Raw genomic sequence first — 18,941 nt, forward strand, 5'->3', positions numbered from 1 at the left:
GGAGATTCGATGCAACAGCAACGCCACGCCTTACTGGCGCCCCTGCCGGGCACTGCCAGGGCTATCGAGAGCTTTCACTTCGGGCCCCAGGGTGCCGGCAAAATCTACATCCAGGCCTCGCTGCACGCGGACGAAATCCCCGGCATGCTGGTGGCCTGGCACCTCAAGCAACGCCTGAACGAGCTTGAGCAGGCCGGCCGTCTGCGCCGTGAGGTGGTGCTGGTGCCCGTCGCCAACCCCGTAGGGCTGGAGCAGGTGGTGATGGACACCCCGCTGGGGCGTTACGAGCTGGAAACGGGTGAAAACTTCAACCGGCGGTTCGTGGACCTCAGCGAGCAGGTAGGCGATGCCGTCGAGGCCGCCCTGGGTAGCGACATCGAACACAACACCCAACTGATCCGCGACGCCCTGCGCCAGGCATTGCAGGCCCAAACGCCTGCCAACCAACTGGAGTCCCAACGCCTTACCCTGCAAACCCTGGCCTGTGACGCTGAAATGGTACTAGACCTGCACTGCGACTTCGAAGCCGTAGAGCACCTGTACACCACCCCCGAGGCCTGGCCGCAGGTGGAACCCCTGGCCCGCTACATGGGGTCCCAGGCCAACCTGCTGGCGACTGATTCGGGTGGCCAGTCCTTCGATGAATGCTTCAGCCTGGTGTGGCACAAGCTGAGCCTGCGTTTCAACGACCGCTTCCCTATTGCACTGGGCAGCTTCTCGGTGACGCTCGAACTGCGGGGGCAAGGGGATGTGAACCATGCCCTGGCCAGCCGTGACGCGCAGGCGATCATCAGCTACTTGGAACAGTACGGGGCCATCGACAGCGATACGGCGTCCTCGGCACTGCCTGAACTGTTGTACCCCGCTACCCCCCTGGCCGGCGTTGAGCCTGTGAGCACCCCCGTGGGCGGCATTCTGGTGTTCTGCTGCATGCCAGGCGAATACCTGGAAGCTGGGCAATTGATTGCGGAAATCATTGACCCTCTCACCGACAGCGTGACCCAGGTGCACAACGAAAAACCGGGGCTGCTCTATGCCCGCTCACTGCGCCGCATGGCCACAGCCGGCATGGTTGTTGCCCGCATTGCCGGGCCTGAAGCCTACCGTAGCGGTTACCTACTTTCACCTTGAGGGCGCAACGCGCATGTACAAACTGACCATCGACGACCTGCACAAGCGCTACGGCGACAACGAAGTGCTTAAAGGTGTGTCGTTGAAAGCCCGCACGGGTGATGTGATCTGCCTGATCGGTGCCAGCGGTTCAGGCAAAAGCACGTTCCTGCGGTGCATCAACTTTCTCGAAACGCCCAATGCCGGTGCCATGAGCCTGGACGGCAAGGTCATTGCCATGAAGGAGACTGCACACGGCTTGCACGTGGCGGACCCCGATGAACTGCAACGCCTGCGTACCCGCTTGGCCATGGTGTTCCAGCATTTCAACCTGTGGAGCCACATGACGGTGTTGGAAAACATCACCCTGGCACCACGGCGGGTACTGGGCGTCAGCAAACTGGACGCTGAAACCCGGGCCCGTGCCTATCTGGACAAAGTCGGCCTGCCTGCACGCGTGGCAGACCAGTACCCGGCCTTTCTGTCCGGAGGGCAGCAGCAGCGCGTTGCCATTGCCCGGGCGTTGGCGATGGAGCCGGAGGTGATGCTGTTCGATGAACCGACCTCAGCACTGGACCCGGAGCTGGTGGGTGAAGTGCTTAAGGTGATTCAAGGCCTGGCCGAAGAAGGCCGCACCATGATCATGGTGACCCATGAAATGGCGTTCGCCCGCCAGGTCTCCAGCCAAGTGCTGTTCCTGCACCAGGGCCGTGTAGAGGAGCAAGGCGTACCCGCTGATGTGTTGGGCGCCCCTAAGAGCGAACGGCTGCAACAGTTTCTCAGTGGGAACCTGAAGTAGTTCACCTGTAAAACCTATACAAAACCTAAACAACCGACCGCTGGCGTGGTCACTGAAGAAAGCCTTTCGGAGCCACGCCCTCCCCCATGCCCCGCCCTCCCAATTACGCCAAGGCCTGGTTCGACGCCTGCGGCTGGAAACCCTTTCCCTTTCAGAAAGCCTTATGGGCCGCCAGCGCCAGGGGCGAATCCGGGCTGTTGCATGCCAACACTGGGGCGGGTAAGACCTATGCCGTATGGTTCGCCGCACTCAAGGCCTTTGCCATCGACGTACCGGCACCCACCCGTAAACGCAAGGTCGCAGCCCCATTACGCGTGCTATGGATAACCCCCATGCGCGCATTGGCCGCCGATACCCACCGCGCCCTTCTCGCCCCGGTAGAGGCCCTGGGCATCAACTGGACGGTTGGGCTGCGTACCGGTGACACCAGCAGTGCCGAACGCGCACGCCAAAGCCGGCGGATGCCTAGCGCCTTGGTGACTACACCTGAAAGCCTGACGTTGATGCTGGCCCGGGAGCAATCCCGAGAGGAGCTTTCCACGCTGGGCATGGTGGTGGTAGACGAATGGCATGAGCTGATGGGCAACAAGCGCGGTGTGCAGCTTCAACTGGCACTGGCCCGCTTGCGACAGTGGAACCCACACCTTCAGGTATGGGGTATCTCCGCGACCCTTGGCAACCTCGACCAAGCTCAGCAAGTGCTGCTGCCACAAGGCGGGGGTACCCGTATCGAAGGCGGCACGGCCAAGGTCATTACGGTGGACACCCTGTTGCCCCCGGCGATCGAGCGTTTTCCGTGGGCCGGTCATATCGGCCTGCGCATGCTGGACCAAGTGGTAGAGCAACTGGCGCAAAGCGAAAGCACCTTGGTGTTCACCAACACCCGCGGCCAGTCCGAACTATGGTACCTGGCCATTCTGGAGGCGCGCCCGGAATGGGCGGGCCTGATTGCACTGCACCACGGTTCGCTGGCCCGCGAAGTCCGCGAATGGGTAGAGATGGCGCTCAAGCAGGGGCATCTCAAGGCGGTGGTGTGCACGTCCAGCCTGGACCTAGGCGTGGACTTTCTACCCGTGGAGCGGGTGCTGCAGATCGGTTCGGCCAAAGGCGTGGCACGGCTCATACAGCGCGCCGGGCGGTCGGGCCATGCCCCTGGCCGCCCCTCACGCGTGACACTGGTGCCCACGCACAGCCTGGAGCTGGTGGAAGCAGCGGCCATCACGGACGCCCTGCAGGCGCGGCAGGTAGAGCCCCGCGAGTCGCCCGAGAAGCCGCTGGATGTATTGGTACAGCACCTGGTGACCATCGCCCTGGGGGGTGGTTTTCTGCCTGAGTTGCTGCTCGAAGAGGTCCGCAGCGCCTGGGCCTACCGCGATCTTACGGACGATGAGTGGGCGTGGGCCCTGGCGTTTGTGCGCCATGGTGGCGCGAGCCTGACGGCGTACCCCGATTACCGCCGCGTGGAACCGGATGAGGCGGGTATCTGGCGGGTACCGGATGCACGGGTGGGCCGGCGCCATCGCATGGGCATCGGTACCATTGTCAGCGACGCCACACTGCACTTGAAATACTGGAGCAAAGGCGGCGGCGGGCGATCGCTGGGCAGTGTAGAAGAAGGCTTTGTTGCACGGCTGCGCCCGGGCGAAGTCTTTCTGTTCGGGGGCAAAGTGCTGGAGTTGGTGCGGGTAGAAAACATGACGGCCTATGTAAAACGCAGCACTGGTAAAAAGCCTTCTGTCCCGCGCTGGAATGGCACCCGCTTGCCCCTATCCGGTGAACTGGCCGATGCGTTCGTGGGCAAGCTGGACGATGCCAGCCGGGGGATCTATACCAGCGCGCCCATGCGCGCAGTGCGCCCTCTGCTAGACGTTCAGCAAGCGTGGTCGGCCCTACCCACCCGCCATACGTTCCTGGCAGAAAGCCTGAAATCCCGCGAAGGCTGGCACCTGTTTCTGTACCCATTCGCTGGCCGCCTTGTTCACCTGGGGCTGGCCAGCCTGTTGGCTTGGCGCCTTACCCAGCAACGCCCGCTGAGCTTTTCCATTGCCGTAAATGACTATGGTGTGGAACTGCTCACCCCAAGTGAAGTGGACTGGAGACAGGCGCTGGCCAGTGGCGTGCTATCCCCAGACGGCCTACTGGAGGATGCCCTGGCCAGCCTGAATGCGGGGGAACTGGCCTTGCGCCGGTTTCGGGAAATTGCGCGCATTTCCGGCCTCGTGTTTGGCGGCTACCCCGGTGCACAGAAGAGTACTCGGCAGGTACAGGCCTCCAGCGGATTGTTCTATGAAGTGTTCAAGCAATACGACGCAGGCAACCTCTTGCTGACCCAAGCCCAGCAGGAAGTGTTGCGCCAGGAACTGGACGTGGTGCGGCTGGAGCTGACCCTGCGGCGTATCGGCGAACGCACCTTGGACTTCCATGTGATCAACCGGCCCACGCCGCTGGCGTTCCCGCTGATGGTCGAGCGCCTGCGTGAAAGCATGAGCTCGGAAAAACTGGCTGACCGGATTGGCCGAATGGTGAATGATCTGGAGAAAGCAGCAGGGCCTGAGGTGCCCCGATGAGTGACGCGGTGATGAGCGGCGATCAGGTCATAACACTGGCAGGCGAACAGTTGGTGCTAATGGGCGAAAAAGCCATCTGGTGGCCTGAACAGCGGGCGCTGCTGATCGCTGATGCGCACTTTGGCAAGGCTGCGGCCTACCGCAGCCTGGGCCAGCCTGTGCCCCACGGAACCACTGGCACAAACCTGCAGGTACTACAGCAGGCGTTGGACCGTTACCCGGTTGAGCACTTGATTTTCCTAGGGGATTTTCTGCATGGCCCTGGCTCCCACGCGCCCGGTACGCTGGACCAGTTACGGGCGTGGCGCCGGCTTAACCCGACACTGAGAATTGTGCTGATACGCGGCAACCACGACCACCGTGCCGGTGACCCACCTCCAGACCTGGCATTTGAAGTGGTGCCTGAGCCCTTGCTGCTGGGCAACCTGGCCCTGCAGCACGAACCCCACCCTCACCCGGAACGGCATGTGCTGGCCGGCCACGTGCACCCGGTATTCTTCTTGTCTGGCCGAGGTCGGCAGCGCATGCGCTTACCCTGCTTCCACAGCAGTGGGCAGGTAACGCTGCTACCGGCCTTCGGCGCATTTACCGGTGGGTTCGCCGTAGAGCGCAAGCCAGGCACCCAACTCTACGTGGTAGGTGATGGGCAAGTATGGCCCATCGCTCCCTAGTGACGTGCTGGCTGCCAAGGATAATCCAGCCACCGCTGCATGCGCTGATCGAAACGGCCACTGGCGATGTCCAGGTGCAGCCACTGGTCCACATAGGCTTTCAGTGCGGCATCCTGAGGCATCAAGGCGGCTTTTTCCGAGAAATCGAAAGGCGCATCCGGGTGCACTGAGCACAGTTCAGGGTGCAGCTTTTGCTGAAGGCGGGTTTCAACCGCATCCGTCATCATCAGGTCGGCCTTACCTTCCACAATCTGTTGGAAGATGGTGACGTTATCCGGGTGCACCAGAATCTGGGCCTGCTTAAGGTTGGCACGGGCGAATTTTTCGTTGGTGCCGCCGGGGTTGACGATGGCCCTGACCTGCGGCTGATCGATCTGGGCCAGCGTTTGAAAACGTGCCTGGTTTTGGCAGAGCGTGATGGGCGTTTTTCCATCGCGTTGATAAGGGATGGAGAAAAACGCTTTCTTCTGGCGTTCCAGGTTCACCGAAACCCCTGAAAGAGCCAGGTCATACTTATCGCCTGCCAGGTCGGCCATCAAGGTAGGCCAACTGGTAGGCACCACTTCGAGCTTCACGCCCAGCGACTCGGCAATGCCCTTGGCAATTTCCAGATCCAGGCCAACGAATTGGCCGCTGTCGGGCATCTTGTAACTGAATGGTTTGTAATCGCCTGTGGTGCCAACGCGCAAAATGCCTCGGTCTATGACCGTCTGCAAGCGGTTGGCTATGGGCTCGGCATAGGCCGAAGCGGCGAGGGCAAACAGGGCAACGCAGGCGACGAGGCACTGCTGGAGCAAACGGTGGGCGCGCATGGCAGGCCTTTATTGTCAAAATAGTCGAAGGGCTTCGGGGTGAAGCCCTCGCAGATTAACTGGCTGCCATGGATAAATCACGCCATCGGCGTGGGGGGTGGTACGTCTGGGATGGTGGGTTCCCCTGGCTCGCTGGGTTGTTCACCTTGGCCAGGCCCCGGAAAATCTGGGTCAGGCTGGCCAGGTACGCCGCCCGCTTGCCAGCCGGCAGGGTTTGCAAGCAGAGACCAGGCCAGCAGGCCGATGTTGTTCGGCTGCAGCGAAGCCAGTGTGGCACTGATGTTCGAATCGATCTTCATAGGCACTCCTGAGCATGGGCCCGTTTCGAAATACAAAATCGAAGAGTTCGTGCAGTAGAGTCATGGAACCGGGGCGAATTCAACTCGATTCGTTCGTGTAACGCAGTTTTCATGTACGCGGCAGGGTAACACCACGCTGGCCCTGGTATTTGCCGCCCCGGTCCCGGTACGACACTTCACAGGCTTCGTCGGACTCCAGGAACAGCATTTGCGCTACCCCCTCGTTAGCGTAGATTTTCGCTGGCAAGGTGGTGGTGTTGGAAAACTCCAGGGTCACATGGCCTTCCCACTCGGGCTCCAGCGGTGTGACGTTGACGATGATACCGCAACGGGCGTAAGTGCTTTTGCCCAGGCAAATGGTCAGCACATTGCGCGGAATGCGGAAATACTCAACCGTGCGTGCGAGCGCAAAGGAGTTGGGCGGAATGATGCAAACATCGCTCTTGACGTCGACAAAGCTTTTTTCGTCGAAATTCTTCGGGTCCACGGTCGCGGAGTTGATGTTGGTGAACACCTTGAATTCGTCCGCACACCGTACATCGTAGCCATAGCTGGAGACGCCAAAGGAGATCACCCGTTGCGCGCCCTCGCCACGCACCTGGCGCTCCACGAAGGGTTCGATCATGCCGTGGTCCTGCGCCATGCGGCGAATCCACTTGTCCGATTTGATGCTCATTGGAGGGCTGTCCTGAAGGGTTGATACACGATTGGCGCGCATCTTACCGGGCTGGAGCCGTGGGTTCAAAGCGAGGCGGGGTTACCGGCATGGAAGAGCCAGGCCAGCAGCGTGATGAGGCAAGAATGAAAAGTACGTTGGCAGGCTGCTGAAAAAGGTTTATGGTGGCGCCACTGTGCTGCTTTTGTCACCGAGAATTACTGCAGGATGTTCATCATCAACAAGAATTTTCATGCTCTTTGCACTCAGTTCCGGCTAGGGCTGTTCCAACGCCGCAGTTAACTTTGTCCAAGGAGACATACCATGTCCAATCGCCAAAACGGCACCGTCAAGTGGTTCAACGACGAGAAAGGCTACGGCTTCATCACCCCTCAGTCGGGCGATGACCTGTTCGTACACTTCAAAGCCATCCAGTCCGACGGCTTCAAGTCCCTGAAAGAAGGCCAAGCAGTGACTTTCGTCGCTACTCGCGGCCAGAAGGGCATGCAAGCTGAAGAAGTTCAAGTTGCCTAATCGCACTTGAATGCGCTTCTCTCCTCGGTGAGAAGCTGAAAAACCCCGCCTAGGCGGGGTTTTTTTATGCCTTCGATTCAGTCATCTGAAATGCTGATCGTAGGCAACGGAGCGGCCAGGCGCTCTTCCCGGGCGATACGTGCACCCACGCGGCGGGCCAGGTCCTGATACATGAGGGCAACCTGGCTGTCGGGCTCTGCAATCGCCGTTGGCTTGCCGCTGTCGGCGTGCTCGCGAATGCTCATCGCAAGCGGGAGCGATGCCAGCAGTTCCACGCTGTACTGGGCCGCGAGGCGCGCACCGCCGCCTTCGCCAAACAGGTGTTCGGCATGGCCGCAGTTGGAGCACAGGTGCACCGCCATGTTTTCCACTACACCCAGCACCGGAATATGCACCTTGCGGAACATTTCAACGCCCTTTCTGGCATCCAGCAACGCCAGGTCCTGTGGCGTGGTAACAATGACCGCACCGGCCACGGGTACTTTCTGCGCCAAGGTCAGCTGAATGTCACCGGTTCCCGGCGGCATGTCGATCACCAGGTAATCCAGATTATTCCAGGCCGTCTGCGTGATCAGTTGCATCAGCGCGCCGGACACCATAGGCCCTCGCCACACCACTGGCGTGTTGTCGTCCGTCAGGAATGCCATGGACATCACCTCCACACCATGGGCCTGAAGCGGCACGAACCACTTCTGCTCCCGCACCTGCGGGCGCGTACCCTCGGCAATACCGAACATTACGCCCTGGCTAGGCCCGTAGATATCGGCGTCCAGGATGCCCACGCGCGCGCCTTCTCTGGCCAATGCCAAGGCAAGGTTCGCCGCCGTGGTGGACTTCCCTACTCCGCCTTTTCCTGACGCGACGGCAATGACATTCTTAACGTTGGCCAGCGCCGGTACCTGCGCCTGGGCCTTGTGCGGCTGAACCGCAGAGCGCACACGCACCTGCGCCTGTTCTACGCCCTCCAGGCCTTCCAAAGCTATCTGCAGGGTTTGCGCCCACCCCGCATGGAATTGTGACGCCGCGTAACCGAGCAGCAGGTCCACCTGTACCTGCGCGCCCTGGATATGAACAGCTTCCACACACCCGGCGGTCACCGGGTCCTGTTCGAGGTATGGGTCCGTGTACTGGCGCAGCACGCTCTCTACTGCTGCGCGGGTAACAACGCTCATGGCAACTCCCTGGCAAGGCTGTGTGATAGCCGCCTATGCTACCTGTTCGGCCGCATTGATGAAAAAAAAAGCGCGCCGCTTTATAGTGGTCGGTCTTCGTTCCAGTTCAAGTAGCCGAGCCTTATGTCCGAGCCCCGCAAGATTCTCGTTACCAGCGCCCTGCCCTATGCCAACGGCTCCATTCACCTGGGCCACATGGTCGAGTACATCCAGACCGACGTGTGGGTGCGCTATCAGAAGCTGCGCGGCAACCAGTGCATCTATGTGTGCGCCGACGATGCGCACGGCTCGGCCATCATGCTGCGGGCAGAAAAGGAAGGGGTGACCAACGAACAGCTGATCGATGCGGTCAAGGCCGAGCACAGCACCGACTTCGCAGACTTTCTGGTTGAGTTCGACAATTTCTACTCCACCCACTCTGAAGAGAACCGCGCGCTCTCCAGCGAGATCTATCTGCGCCTGCGCGACGCCGGTCACATTGCCACACGTTCCGTGACTCAGTATTTCGATCCTGAAAAGCAAATGTTTCTGGCCGACCGCTTCATCAAGGGCACCTGCCCCAAATGCGGTACAGCCGATCAGTACGGGGACAACTGTGAAAAATGTGGGGCCACTTATGAGCCCACAGACCTCAAAGACCCGAAGTCGGCTATCTCCGGGGCCACCCCCGTTTTGCGTGACTCCAAGCACTTTTTCTTCAAGCTGCCGGATTTCCAGGCCATGCTGCAAGGCTGGACCCGCAGCGGCACCCTGCAAGAGCCAGTAGCCAACAAACTGGCCGAGTGGCTGGATTCAGGGCTGCAGGAGTGGGACATCTCACGCGACGCCCCCTATTTCGGCTTTGAGATTCCCGACGCACCGGGCAAGTACTTCTACGTGTGGCTGGATGCCCCGATCGGCTACATGGCGAGCTTCCAGAACCTGTGTGCGCGGCGGCCAGAGCTGGACTTCGACGCCTTCTGGGGCAAAGACTCCACCGCAGAGCTCTACCATTTCATTGGCAAAGACATCGTCAATTTTCATGCGCTGTTCTGGCCAGCCATGCTCGAAGGCGCCGGCTACCGCAAGCCCACTGCACTTAATGTCCATGGTTATCTTACGGTCAATGGCCAGAAAATGTCCAAGTCCCGGGGCACGTTCATCAAGGCCCGAACGTACCTGGAACACCTTGCGCCGGAATACCTGCGCTACTACTACGCCTCCAAGCTGGGCCGGGGTGTGGACGACCTGGACATGAACCTTGAAGACTTCGTGCAGAAGGTCAACTCGGACCTCATTGGCAAGGTAGTGAACATTGCCAGCCGTTGTGCCGGCTTTATCCACAAAGGCAATGGTGGCCGCTTGGTGGCTGGCAATGCAGCACCTGAGCTGACGGCAGCCTTTGTCGCCGCAGCGCCTGTTATTGCAGACGCCTACGAGCAGCGAGACTTTGCACGGGCCATGCGTGAAACCATGGCCCTGGCCGACCGCGCCAATGCATGGATCGCCGATAAGGCCCCTTGGGCTTTGGCCAAGCAGGAAGGCAAGCAGGATGAAGTGCAGGCCATCTGTGCGGCAGGTATCAACCTCTTCCGCCTGCTGATGATTTACCTCAAGCCAGTGCTGCCAGCTCTGGCAGCCGAGGCAGAAGCCTTCCTCAACGTCGCCCCGCTGCACTGGGACGACCACCAGACACTGCTGGCCGATCATGCCCTGAATGCCTTCAAGCCCCTGATGACGCGTATAGAGCCGGCCCGGGTCGAGGCGATGGTAGCGGCGTCCCAGGAAAGCCTGGCCGCTACGGCTGATCCCGTATCGTCTGGCAATGGCGAGCTGGTAGCAGACCCCTTGGCAGACGAGATCGACTTTGACGCTTTCGCTGCCGTTGACTTGCGTGTAGCACGCATCCTCAAGGCAGAAGCGGTTGAGGGCGCAGACAAGCTCCTGCGCTTGACGCTGGACATCGGCGATGCCCAACGCACGGTGTTCTCTGGCATCAAGAGTGCGTACCCCGACCCAACCGCGCTTGAAGGGCGGCTTACGATGATGATCGCCAACCTCAAGCCGCGCAAAATGCGCTTTGGCCTTTCCGAAGGTATGGTGTTGGCCGCGGGGCCGGGTGGCTCGGAGATCTACCTGCTGTCACCCGACACAGGTGCCAAGCCTGGTCAGCGGATCAAATAAGCGCAACACCTTGTTCGTGCCCAGCCTTGAGCTGGGCAGCGAGCAGCCAGAGGACCTTTCAATGAACGCTGCCAAGCGACTGGAAATCTTCCGCCGCTTCCATGAAGACAATCCCGAACCCCGCACCGAGCTGGCCTACACCACACCCTTCGAACTATTGATCGCGGTTATTCTGTCTGCGCAATCTACGGATGTGGGTGTGAACAAGGCTACGGCTCGGTTATACCCCATTGCCAATACGCCCCAGGCCATTTTGGACCTGGGCGTGGAAGGCTTGAGCCACTACATCAAGACCATCGGGCTGTATAACAGCAAAGCCAAAAATGTGATTGAAACCTGTCGGCGCCTGGTCGAGCTGCATGGCGGCCAGGTCCCAGAAAGCCGAGAAGCGTTGGAAGCACTGCCGGGTGTGGGTCGTAAAACCGCCAATGTGGTGCTGAACACGGCCTTTCGACAGCTCACCATGGCAGTGGACACCCATATCTTCAGGGTAAGCAACCGCACTCGCATTGCACCTGGGAAAAATGTCGTGGAGGTAGAACGAGGCCTGCTCAAGCACGTTCCCAAGGCCTACCTGCTTGACGCTCACCACTGGCTGATCCTCCATGGGCGCTACGTTTGCCAAGCACGCAAACCCCGCTGTGGCAGCTGCCGTATCGAAGACCTGTGCGAATACACGGCCAAGACTTCGGACGATTGATAAAGCGTAATGCCTCTATCCTGGTGATTGAAAAAATCTCTTTTACCCACTTCGGAATTGCCGATATAAGGTGCGCCAAGAGCACCCCGTAGAGGCCCACCGGGCCGGAGTGGATGAATGACAACCGAGCAAGCAGCACTGGAAGTGGATGAGGATTTCGTACTGGCCGATGCAGACGAAGCCGAGCCTGTTGCAGAGGTTAGCAAAAGCAACCTGAGCAAGCGCCGAACCATCGACAACCTTCTGGAGGAGCGTCGGCTGAAAAAGCAGTTGGATGACTACAACTTCGACTTCTGACGTAGAAAGCGCCTTGCCCCCGCGAAAGCGGGGGCGCGAAACTAACCCACAATTCCGTTGCGCTGAGCGACTTCCACCAGGTCCACCAATGACCTGGCATTAAGTTTCATCAGCAACCGGGTCTTATAGGTGCTGACCGTTTTGTTGCTAAGCAACATGGCTTCCGCTATTTCCTTGTTTGTTCGGCCTGAAGCTAGTTGTTGCAAAACCATCATTTCTCGGCTCGACAGGCGCTGTACCAGCTCCTTTTCACTAACATTCCCCATTTGAGACCGCACTGGGTGCAGTGCCTGGTTCGGGAAATAGCTGTAACCGGATAACACCGCCTTGATTGCACTAAGCAATTCAGTAAGGTCCTGTTGCTTGCACACATAGCCCGCTGCACCAGCCTGCATGCAGCGCATGGAGAAATGGCCAGGGGCCTGTGAGGTCAGCACCAGCACACGCATGTGAGCAATAGACCCTGCCGTCAGGCGAGCAATAACCTCCAGGCCATCCAGTTTAGGAATACCGATATCAAGAATGACGATATCCGGCTGCGATTCACGGGCCAGCTGAAGCGCATCGGCCCCGTTGTCGGTTTCGCCAACGACATCGTAGCCATGGCGTTCCATTAGCATCCTTACTGCCAGACGTATCACGGGATGGTCATCCACGATGAGCACTTTGTTCATGAGCTAATCCGATTGCTACAGTTTGTTGTCGAACGGGAACATAGCCCAGTTTCCGGCCGCAGGTGTTACCGAAATGCCAGGGAGGGTAGAGTCTGAGAATCCCCTTACATGTGTGATTGAAATATCCTACAAGTCCGTTTGAAAGCTTGCTTTTGAACCCGTAAATGCTAGCGACGAACGGGAACGTTACACGCCCCTTCCCTAGACATCAATTGCGAGCTGTACATTTAAGCTATCAACCTGTTACAGAGCACGTACCAGGCGGTTAATACCGTTTAATCCGGTTTAACCACGTCTAGCTTTATCTAGTGTTTTATACCGCTCAAGGCCCCTATCCTGAAGCCGAAACACTAACCGTCGTGCACTGCGACAAGGACTGAGCATGCGCATTTCAGCCTCTATCAATAACCCATTGGCCTTGATTGCCGTTCTGGCCGCAACAACGGAAGCCTCGGCACTGGTCAGCCTTCCCTTGCTTGACCACCAAAATCAGACTGTATTTGTGTGGTTTCTGGTCCTTTTTCCACCCTTCCTGACTGCGTTGTTTTTTATCACCCTGAATTTCAACAGGCAGGCGCTCACAGGAAACTCAGTGGCGGATACCAGCCCTCAGGCCTCACCCGCTTCCCCTGCCCAGGAGCAGCCACCAACAAATCAGGTTTAGCCCTGAGGACCACTACGCACACCAAGGCATACTTCCAAAAAAAAGCCGCAGCACAGGCCGCGGCTTTTTTCATGCTACTGACTCAAGCCAGGCTACGGCCCTTGTTGGCGGCGATTCGCATGCGCAATGCATTGAGCTTGATAAAGCCAGCTGCATCGGCCTGGTTGTAGGCGCCTCCGTCTTCCTCAAAGGTAGCGATGGTGGCATCGAACAGCGAATCATCAGATTTGCGGCCTACCACCGTAACGTTGCCTTTGTACAGTTTCAGACGCACCACACCGTTCACATGAGCCTGGGACGCGTCGATCATCTGTTGCAGCAACAGGCGCTCAGGGCTCCACCAATAGCCGGTGTAGATCAGGCTTGCGTAGCGCGGCATCAGCTCATCTTTGAGGTGCGCTACTTCGCGATCCAGGGTAATGGACTCAATGGCACGGTGTGCACGCAACATGATCGTGCCGCCGGGCGTTTCGTAACAGCCCCGGGATTTCATGCCTACGTAGCGGTTCTCAACGATGTCCAAACGACCAATGCCGTTTTCCCCACCAATGCGGTTGAGGTCGGCCAGTACGGTGGCAGGCGATTTTTCCACACCGTCCAGCGCAATGATATCGCCGTGGCGGTAGGTCAGTTCCAGGTACGTTGGGGTGTCTGGCGCATTTTCCGGCGAGACAGTCCACCGCCACATGTCTTCTTCGTGCTCGGTCCAGGTGTCTTCCAGCACTCCCCCTTCATAGGAGATGTGCAGCAGGTTGGCGTCCATGGAATAAGGCGACTTCTTTTTGCCATGGCGCTCAATGGGAATGCTGTGCTTTTCGGCATAGTCCATCAGCTTCTCGCGGGACAGCAGGTCCCACTCGCGCCAGGGTGCAATCACTTTCACGCCAGGCTTGAGCGCATAGGCACCCAACTCGAAACGAACCTGATCGTTGCCTTTGCCGGTAGCACCATGGCTGATAGCGTCGGCACCGGTTTCGTTAGCGATCTCGATCAGCCGCTTGGCGATCAAGGGGCGGGCAATAGAAGTGCCCAACAGGTATTCGCCCTCGTACACCGTATTGGCACGGAACATTGGAAACACGAAGTCGCGTACGAACTCTTCCCGCAGGTCGTCGATGTACACTTCTTTCACGCCCATGGCCTGAGCCTTGGCGCGTGCGGGCTCCACTTCCTCGCCCTGGCCCAGGTCAGCGGTGAAGGTCACCACTTCACAGCCATAGGTATCCTGCAGCCACTTGAGGATCACCGAAGTGTCCAGGCCACCGGAATACGCCAGAACGACCTTTTTTACGTCCGCCATGCCATCACTCCACGGGGTTTTGCTGAAAGCCGACGATTCTACCGCCGACTGCCGTGGATTTACAGTAGCGCGACAACCACTGTTAGGGAAGCGACAGCCATTCCAGGCTTAAGCCGTTGATATCAGTGTTTGACAGCCCCTTGTGGCGGGGCTGCAGGTACGCTCGGTGCGCTGGCGGGAGCCGCAGGTGGAGCAGCCCCAATGGCCGTTGACGGCGCAGTGAGTGGGGCCTCTGCTGGCGTGACAGGGGCGACGGCTGTGGTTGTACGCCTGTCGAGCTGGATGTTCACCCGGCGGTTGCGAGCCCTGTTGGCAGCGGAGGTGTTAGGCACCAAGGGGTATTGCTCACCATGGAAACGTACATCGATCGCGCTTTCCGGTACGCCATGAGCCTTAAGGTAGTCCGCTACGGACAATGCCCGCCGACGTGAAAGGTCGCGGTTGGCCAGGCGGTTGCCACTGTTGTCGGAATGGCCATCCAACTCCACATGATTGACCGATGGATCGGCTTTCATGAAGGCCAGTATCGTGTCCAGCCGTGCCTTGGCAGCGTTATCCAGCTCTGTTCCGGTACCGGGGAAAGGCACTTGGCTCAAACGCACCTGCTCAAAATTCATCGGCAGCAGCTTTGCCGTACAGGCCTGGTAATCGTTCCACGCCTTGTTGAATTTCACGGGTAGCAAACGCACTTCCATGGCTTGACCTGTGTCGGTGGAAACGGTTCGCACGACGCTGCTGCGCCCTTCCAGCAAGCCACTGACCAATGCGGCCGCTTGGCCCTGGCTGGAGGTCAACAACACCGGCCCTGCGCCAAGCCGCGCACTACCCAGGCTGACATCGGAACGGCCAGGCTGCCAAGGCGCCGCCGCAGCCAACAGAGAGGCTGTCCCGTTACCCAGCGCCCCTGTGCTGGAATTGAGCCTAAAAACAACTTTCTCACCGGCGCGGCGCACGAATTGACCGTCGCCGAAATCGGCGACCGGCTGCGTAAGGCGACATTCGAAAGGGTCACCCTCCACTTTCCATTCCACGTTCTCCAGGCGAGTCTGGAAGGTAAAGGCCATCGCTGGCGCAGTGGCAAGGCCACAGGCGATCAGGGACAGACAGGCAAGGTAGCGATGGCCCACGGCAAGCTCCGGAGTAGAAGTCTACGTACTCCCTGCATATCGGTCAGGGCACGGCAAACTTGATAGCGGATGCCCCCACCGGGCTTTTCCGGTAGGATTCGCCCACCTGTTATACCGGTAGCTCGCAGCTGCACACGTACCGGCCCTTGTGTGCCGTTCCTCCCACGTTGCCTGCGCCTTCATGAGTTCGACCCGCCTGGTACCCTTCATGACCGACCGCCTTACCCTGCTACGTCCTGACGACTGGCACATTCACCTGCGTGACGGCGCGGCCTTGGCCCAGACCGTCGCTGACGCCGCACGTACGTTCGGCCGCGCGATCATCATGCCCAACCTGGTGCCCCCTGTACGCAATGCCGAACAGGCCGGGGCCTACCGGCAGCGCATTCTGGCGGCCCGCCCTGCTGACAGCACGTTCGAGCCACTGATGGTGCTCTACCTCACCGACCGCACCTTGCCCGAGGACATCCGCGCTGCGCAGGCCACAGGTTATGTGCAGGCCGCCAAGCTCTACCCGGCCGGTGCCACGACCAACTCCGACTCCGGTGTGACCTCCATCGAAAGGTTGTTCCCGGTACTGGAGGTCATGGCGGATGTCGGGATGCCCCTGCTGGTGCATGGCGAGGTGACCCATGCGGACATCGATGTGTTCGACCGGGAGAAGGCCTTTATCGACGAGCACATGGTGAGAATCGTTGACCGTTTCCCGAACCTGAAGGTGGTGTTCGAACACATCACTACGGCCGACGCGGTGGCCTTCGTGACGTCAGCAGGCGCTAATGTTGGCGCAACCATTACGGCGCATCACTTGTTGTACAACCGAAACCACATGCTGGTAGGCGGTATACGGCCACACTTTTACTGCCTGCCTATCCTGAAGCGAAATACGCACCAGCACGCCTTGATCGAGGCCGCTACCAGTGGCAGCCCCAAGTTCTTTCTGGGTACCGACTCGGCACCCCATGCCCGGCACGCCAAAGAAGCGGCCTGCGGGTGTGCAGGCTGTTACACCGCCTACGCCGCTATCGAACTGTACGCCGAAGCCTTCGACCAGGCTGGCGCCCTGCACCAGCTCGAAGGCTTTGCTAGCCTGCATGGCCCAGCGTTCTACGGGCTGCCCGCTAACACCTCGCGGATCACCTTGGTCCGTCAGCCTTGGGCAGCACCTTCAGTGCTCGCCTTTGGGGAACATGAAGTTGTGCCACTACGCGCAGGCGAAACCCTGCAGTGGCGAGTATTGGAGACACACGCGTGAGCGAAGAGCATTTCGACGACGACCTTGACGGCCCCGCTTCATCAGCCAGCCGCCATCCCATGGCAGCGCGTTTCAGAGGCTACCTGCCGGTTGTGATCGATGTGGAAACCGGTGGTTTCAACAGTGCGACCGATGCATTGCTGGAAATTGCCGCTACCACTATTGCCATGGATGAAAAGGGGTTTGTCTTCCCCGACCATACGCTGTTCTTCCGCGTAGAGCCTTTTGCGGGCGCCAACATCGAAGCCGCAGCGTTGGAGTTCACCGGTATCAAGCTCGACCATCCCCTGCGCATGGCTGTCAGCGAAGAGGTGGCACTGGCTGACATTTTCCGCAGCGTTCGCAAGGCGGTCAAAGCCAATGGCTGCAAGCGCGCCATTCTGGTAGGCCACAACAGCAGTTTCGACCTTGGGTTCCTGAACGCTGCCATTGCCCGCCACGACCTGAAACGTAACCCCTTCCACCCCTTCTCCAGCTTCGACACCGCTACGCTGGCCGGCCTGGCGTATGGGCAAACCGTGCTGGCCAAGGCTTGCCAGAGTGCCAACATCGACTTTGATGGCCGCGAGGCGCACTCTGCCCGGTACGACACCGAGAAAACCGCTGAGCTGTTCTGTGGCATCGTGAACCGCTGGAAAGACCTGGGCGGCTGGCGCGACTTCGATGCCTGAAAGCAGCGCTGAACGACCTTTCATCGGGGGAAGCTCATCCACCGCCAAGGCGTTTTGACAAGCATTCTCATTAACATTAAGATCCTGGCACTCCCAGCCTTACAGCGATGGTGCCAGCGATATGTATGTTTGCCTCTGCACGGGTGTTACCGATGGTCAAATCCGTGACGCTATCAACGAAGGTTGCTGCAGCTATCGAGAAGTACGCCTAGCCACAGGCGTAGCCAGCCAATGCGGAAAATGCGCTTGCCTGGCCAAGGAAGTAGTACGTGACACGCTAGCCGACATTCGCGCAGCCCAGGCTGTATCGGTCTTTCCGGTAGAGTTTACGGTGGCGTAACACCCATCCGCGTAGCCATTGCGTTTCATTCGTGTTGCTATTCGGCGTTGAACGCAAACATTAGCCATTCCCGTTCACACCTGCGAATATTTGTGCTGCAAATGCCTGTTTGACAGCGCCTTTTATGGCGCGCAAACTTTCAGGCATCTGCAAAAGCACAGGCTAAAACCATGAAAGGTGACGTTAGCGTCATACAGCATCTCAACCGTGTTCTTGGCAACGAGCTGATTGCCATTAACCAGTACTTCCTTCATGCGCGCATGTATGAAGACTGGGGCCTGAACAAGCTAGGCAAGCACGAGTACGATGAATCCATCGATGAGATGAAGCACGCTGACAAACTGATCAAGCGTATTCTTTTTCTTGAAGGCATTCCCAATGTTCAAGAGCTGGGCAAGCTGCTGATCGGGGAGCACACCCGCGAAATGCTTGAGTGCGATCTCAAGCTTGAGCAGAAAGGCATCATGGATTTGCGTGCTGCCATTGCCCATTGTGAAACCGTAGGCGACTACGGCAGCCGTGACATGCTTGAGGATATTCTGGAATCTGAAGAAGAACACATCGATTGGCTGGAAACCCAGCTTGGCCTGATCGACAAGATCGGCATCGAGAACTATCTTCAGTCCGGCATGGGTGAAGAAGACGCCTGAGCCTTGGCTATAAAAAAACCCCGCCTTGGCGGGGTTTTTTTATAGGTTACCGTATTACGCGCCAGCCTGGGGCTCTGCGGTCTTGGCGGTCGCACCCTTGATCAGGGCCTGCAGCTCGCCATTGGCCGCCATTTCGGCCACGATGTCACTGCCGCCGACCAGCTCGCCCGCCACCCACAATTGCGGGAAAGTTGGCCAATTGGCGTACTTGGGAAGGTTGGCACGGATTTCCGGGTTCTGCAGAATGTCGACATAGGCGAATTTCTCACCGCAACCCATCACGGCCTGAACGGCCTTGGCAGAGAAACCGCATTGTGGGGCGTTTGGCGAACCTTTCATGTACAGCAAAATGGTGTTGTTAGCGATCTGGTCTTTGATGGTTTCAATGATATCCATGGGCACCTCAGGCTTGGCTACTCGACACTTGCGCGCCGATACGTAGGGCAATTGTAAAGGAAAGCCGAGTGTGGTGCTCGGTCTT

General features: G+C 58.9%; 21 protein-coding genes. 13 read left to right on the forward strand and 8 right to left on the reverse strand.

What is annotated here, in order from left to right:
• Positions 1–9 precede the first annotated feature (9 nt).
• From HBH25_RS04530 to pdeM, 4 genes are all read left to right on the forward strand, one after another.
• Positions 10–1,131: a succinylglutamate desuccinylase/aspartoacylase family protein gene (locus HBH25_RS04530; protein ID WP_168081970.1), complete on the forward strand. Its 1,122-nt coding sequence runs from the start codon at positions 10–12 to the stop codon at positions 1,129–1,131.
• Positions 1,132–1,144: 13 nt separating this feature from the next.
• The gene (locus tag HBH25_RS04535; RefSeq protein WP_168081972.1) at positions 1,145–1,909 is read left to right on the forward strand and encodes an ABC transporter ATP-binding protein; all 765 of its coding nucleotides are present in this window, start codon (positions 1,145–1,147) and stop codon (positions 1,907–1,909) included.
• Positions 1,910–1,995: 86 nt separating this feature from the next.
• Complete coding sequence (locus tag HBH25_RS04540) at positions 1,996–4,476, forward strand: ligase-associated DNA damage response DEXH box helicase (RefSeq protein WP_168081974.1); 2,481 nt, start codon at positions 1,996–1,998, stop codon at positions 4,474–4,476.
• An 11-nt stretch (positions 4,477–4,487) separates the two neighbouring features.
• A complete protein-coding gene (pdeM, locus tag HBH25_RS04545) occupies positions 4,488–5,147 on the forward strand; it encodes a ligase-associated DNA damage response endonuclease PdeM (RefSeq protein WP_168082664.1) in 660 nt (219 codons plus the stop codon).
• Here pdeM and HBH25_RS04550 read toward each other — a convergent pair.
• From HBH25_RS04550 to dcd, 3 genes are all read right to left on the reverse strand, one after another.
• On the reverse strand, positions 5,144–5,959 hold the full coding sequence (locus tag HBH25_RS04550) for a transporter substrate-binding domain-containing protein (RefSeq protein WP_168081976.1): 816 nt from the start codon (positions 5,957–5,959) through the stop codon (positions 5,144–5,146). The genes pdeM and HBH25_RS04550 overlap by 4 nt on opposite strands.
• 77 nt (positions 5,960–6,036) lie before the next feature.
• Complete coding sequence (locus HBH25_RS04555) at positions 6,037–6,258, reverse strand: hypothetical protein (protein WP_168081978.1); 222 nt, start codon at positions 6,256–6,258, stop codon at positions 6,037–6,039.
• Positions 6,259–6,367: 109 nt separating this feature from the next.
• Positions 6,368–6,934 carry a dCTP deaminase gene (gene dcd, locus HBH25_RS04560; RefSeq protein WP_168081980.1) on the reverse strand — a complete coding sequence of 189 codons (567 nt, stop codon included), beginning with the start codon at positions 6,932–6,934 and terminating at the stop codon, positions 6,368–6,370.
• A gap of 303 nt (positions 6,935–7,237) precedes the next feature.
• Between dcd and HBH25_RS04565 the strand changes: the two genes are divergently transcribed.
• Positions 7,238–7,447 (forward strand): cold-shock protein, encoded by a 210-nt coding sequence (locus tag HBH25_RS04565; protein WP_079202733.1) that lies wholly within the window; start codon positions 7,238–7,240, stop codon positions 7,445–7,447.
• Positions 7,448–7,524: 77 nt separating this feature from the next.
• On the opposite strand, the gene apbC is transcribed toward HBH25_RS04565, so the two are convergent.
• Positions 7,525–8,619, reverse strand: a complete 1,095-nt coding sequence (gene apbC, locus HBH25_RS04570; protein WP_168081982.1) for an iron-sulfur cluster carrier protein ApbC — start codon at positions 8,617–8,619, stop codon at positions 7,525–7,527.
• 123 nt (positions 8,620–8,742) lie between these two features.
• On the opposite strand from apbC, the gene metG reads away from it, so the two are divergent.
• From metG to HBH25_RS04585, 3 genes are all read left to right on the forward strand, one after another.
• Positions 8,743–10,782, forward strand: coding sequence for a methionine--tRNA ligase (metG, locus tag HBH25_RS04575; RefSeq protein WP_168081985.1), 2,040 nt, complete (start codon positions 8,743–8,745; stop codon positions 10,780–10,782).
• Positions 10,783–10,843: 61 nt separating this feature from the next.
• Positions 10,844–11,482 carry an endonuclease III gene (gene nth, locus HBH25_RS04580; protein WP_168081987.1) on the forward strand — a complete coding sequence of 213 codons (639 nt, stop codon included), beginning with the start codon at positions 10,844–10,846 and terminating at the stop codon, positions 11,480–11,482.
• A gap of 117 nt (positions 11,483–11,599) precedes the next feature.
• Positions 11,600–11,779, forward strand: coding sequence for a PA3496 family putative envelope integrity protein (locus tag HBH25_RS04585; RefSeq protein ID WP_168081989.1), 180 nt, complete (start codon positions 11,600–11,602; stop codon positions 11,777–11,779).
• A 41-nt stretch (positions 11,780–11,820) separates the two neighbouring features.
• Here HBH25_RS04585 and HBH25_RS04590 read toward each other — a convergent pair whose 3' ends face one another.
• Positions 11,821–12,453, reverse strand: a complete 633-nt coding sequence (locus HBH25_RS04590; RefSeq protein ID WP_168081991.1) for a response regulator transcription factor — start codon at positions 12,451–12,453, stop codon at positions 11,821–11,823.
• 382 nt (positions 12,454–12,835) lie between these two features.
• Between HBH25_RS04590 and HBH25_RS04595 the strand changes: the two genes are divergently transcribed.
• Positions 12,836–13,117: a hypothetical protein gene (locus tag HBH25_RS04595; protein ID WP_168081993.1), complete on the forward strand. Its 282-nt coding sequence runs from the start codon at positions 12,836–12,838 to the stop codon at positions 13,115–13,117.
• Between the two features lie 82 nt (positions 13,118–13,199).
• Here HBH25_RS04595 and HBH25_RS04600 read toward each other — a convergent pair whose 3' ends face one another.
• Both HBH25_RS04600 and HBH25_RS04605 read right to left on the reverse strand, forming a co-directional pair.
• Complete coding sequence (locus HBH25_RS04600; protein WP_168081995.1) at positions 13,200–14,417, reverse strand: argininosuccinate synthase; 1,218 nt, start codon at positions 14,415–14,417, stop codon at positions 13,200–13,202.
• 122 nt (positions 14,418–14,539) lie between these two features.
• A complete protein-coding gene (locus HBH25_RS04605; protein WP_168081997.1) occupies positions 14,540–15,544 on the reverse strand; it encodes a flagellar protein MotY in 1,005 nt (334 codons plus the stop codon).
• Positions 15,545–15,752: 208 nt separating this feature from the next.
• On the opposite strand from HBH25_RS04605, the gene pyrC reads away from it, so the two are divergent.
• From pyrC to bfr, 4 genes are all read left to right on the forward strand, one after another.
• On the forward strand, positions 15,753–16,799 hold the full coding sequence (pyrC, locus tag HBH25_RS04610; RefSeq protein ID WP_168082666.1) for a dihydroorotase: 1,047 nt from the start codon (positions 15,753–15,755) through the stop codon (positions 16,797–16,799).
• On the forward strand, positions 16,796–17,470 hold the full coding sequence (rnt, locus tag HBH25_RS04615) for a ribonuclease T (protein ID WP_168081999.1): 675 nt from the start codon (positions 16,796–16,798) through the stop codon (positions 17,468–17,470). Before pyrC ends, rnt begins: the two co-directional genes overlap by 4 nt.
• Before the next feature lie 121 nt (positions 17,471–17,591).
• On the forward strand, positions 17,592–17,810 hold the full coding sequence (locus tag HBH25_RS04620) for a bacterioferritin-associated ferredoxin (RefSeq protein ID WP_168082001.1): 219 nt from the start codon (positions 17,592–17,594) through the stop codon (positions 17,808–17,810).
• Between the two features lie 170 nt (positions 17,811–17,980).
• On the forward strand, positions 17,981–18,460 hold the full coding sequence (gene bfr, locus HBH25_RS04625; protein ID WP_168082003.1) for a bacterioferritin: 480 nt from the start codon (positions 17,981–17,983) through the stop codon (positions 18,458–18,460).
• A 54-nt stretch (positions 18,461–18,514) separates the two neighbouring features.
• Here the strand turns inward: bfr and grxD are convergent, their stop codons facing one another.
• Entirely contained in the window at positions 18,515–18,856 is a 342-nt protein-coding gene (grxD, locus tag HBH25_RS04630) for a Grx4 family monothiol glutaredoxin (protein ID WP_168082005.1), read from the reverse strand.
• Between the last annotated feature and the right edge of the window lie 85 nt (positions 18,857–18,941).

Origin of the sequence: Pseudomonas quercus, assembly GCF_012033695.1 — a bacterium.
Classification (GTDB): domain Bacteria; phylum Pseudomonadota; class Gammaproteobacteria; order Pseudomonadales; family Pseudomonadaceae; genus Aquipseudomonas; species Aquipseudomonas quercus.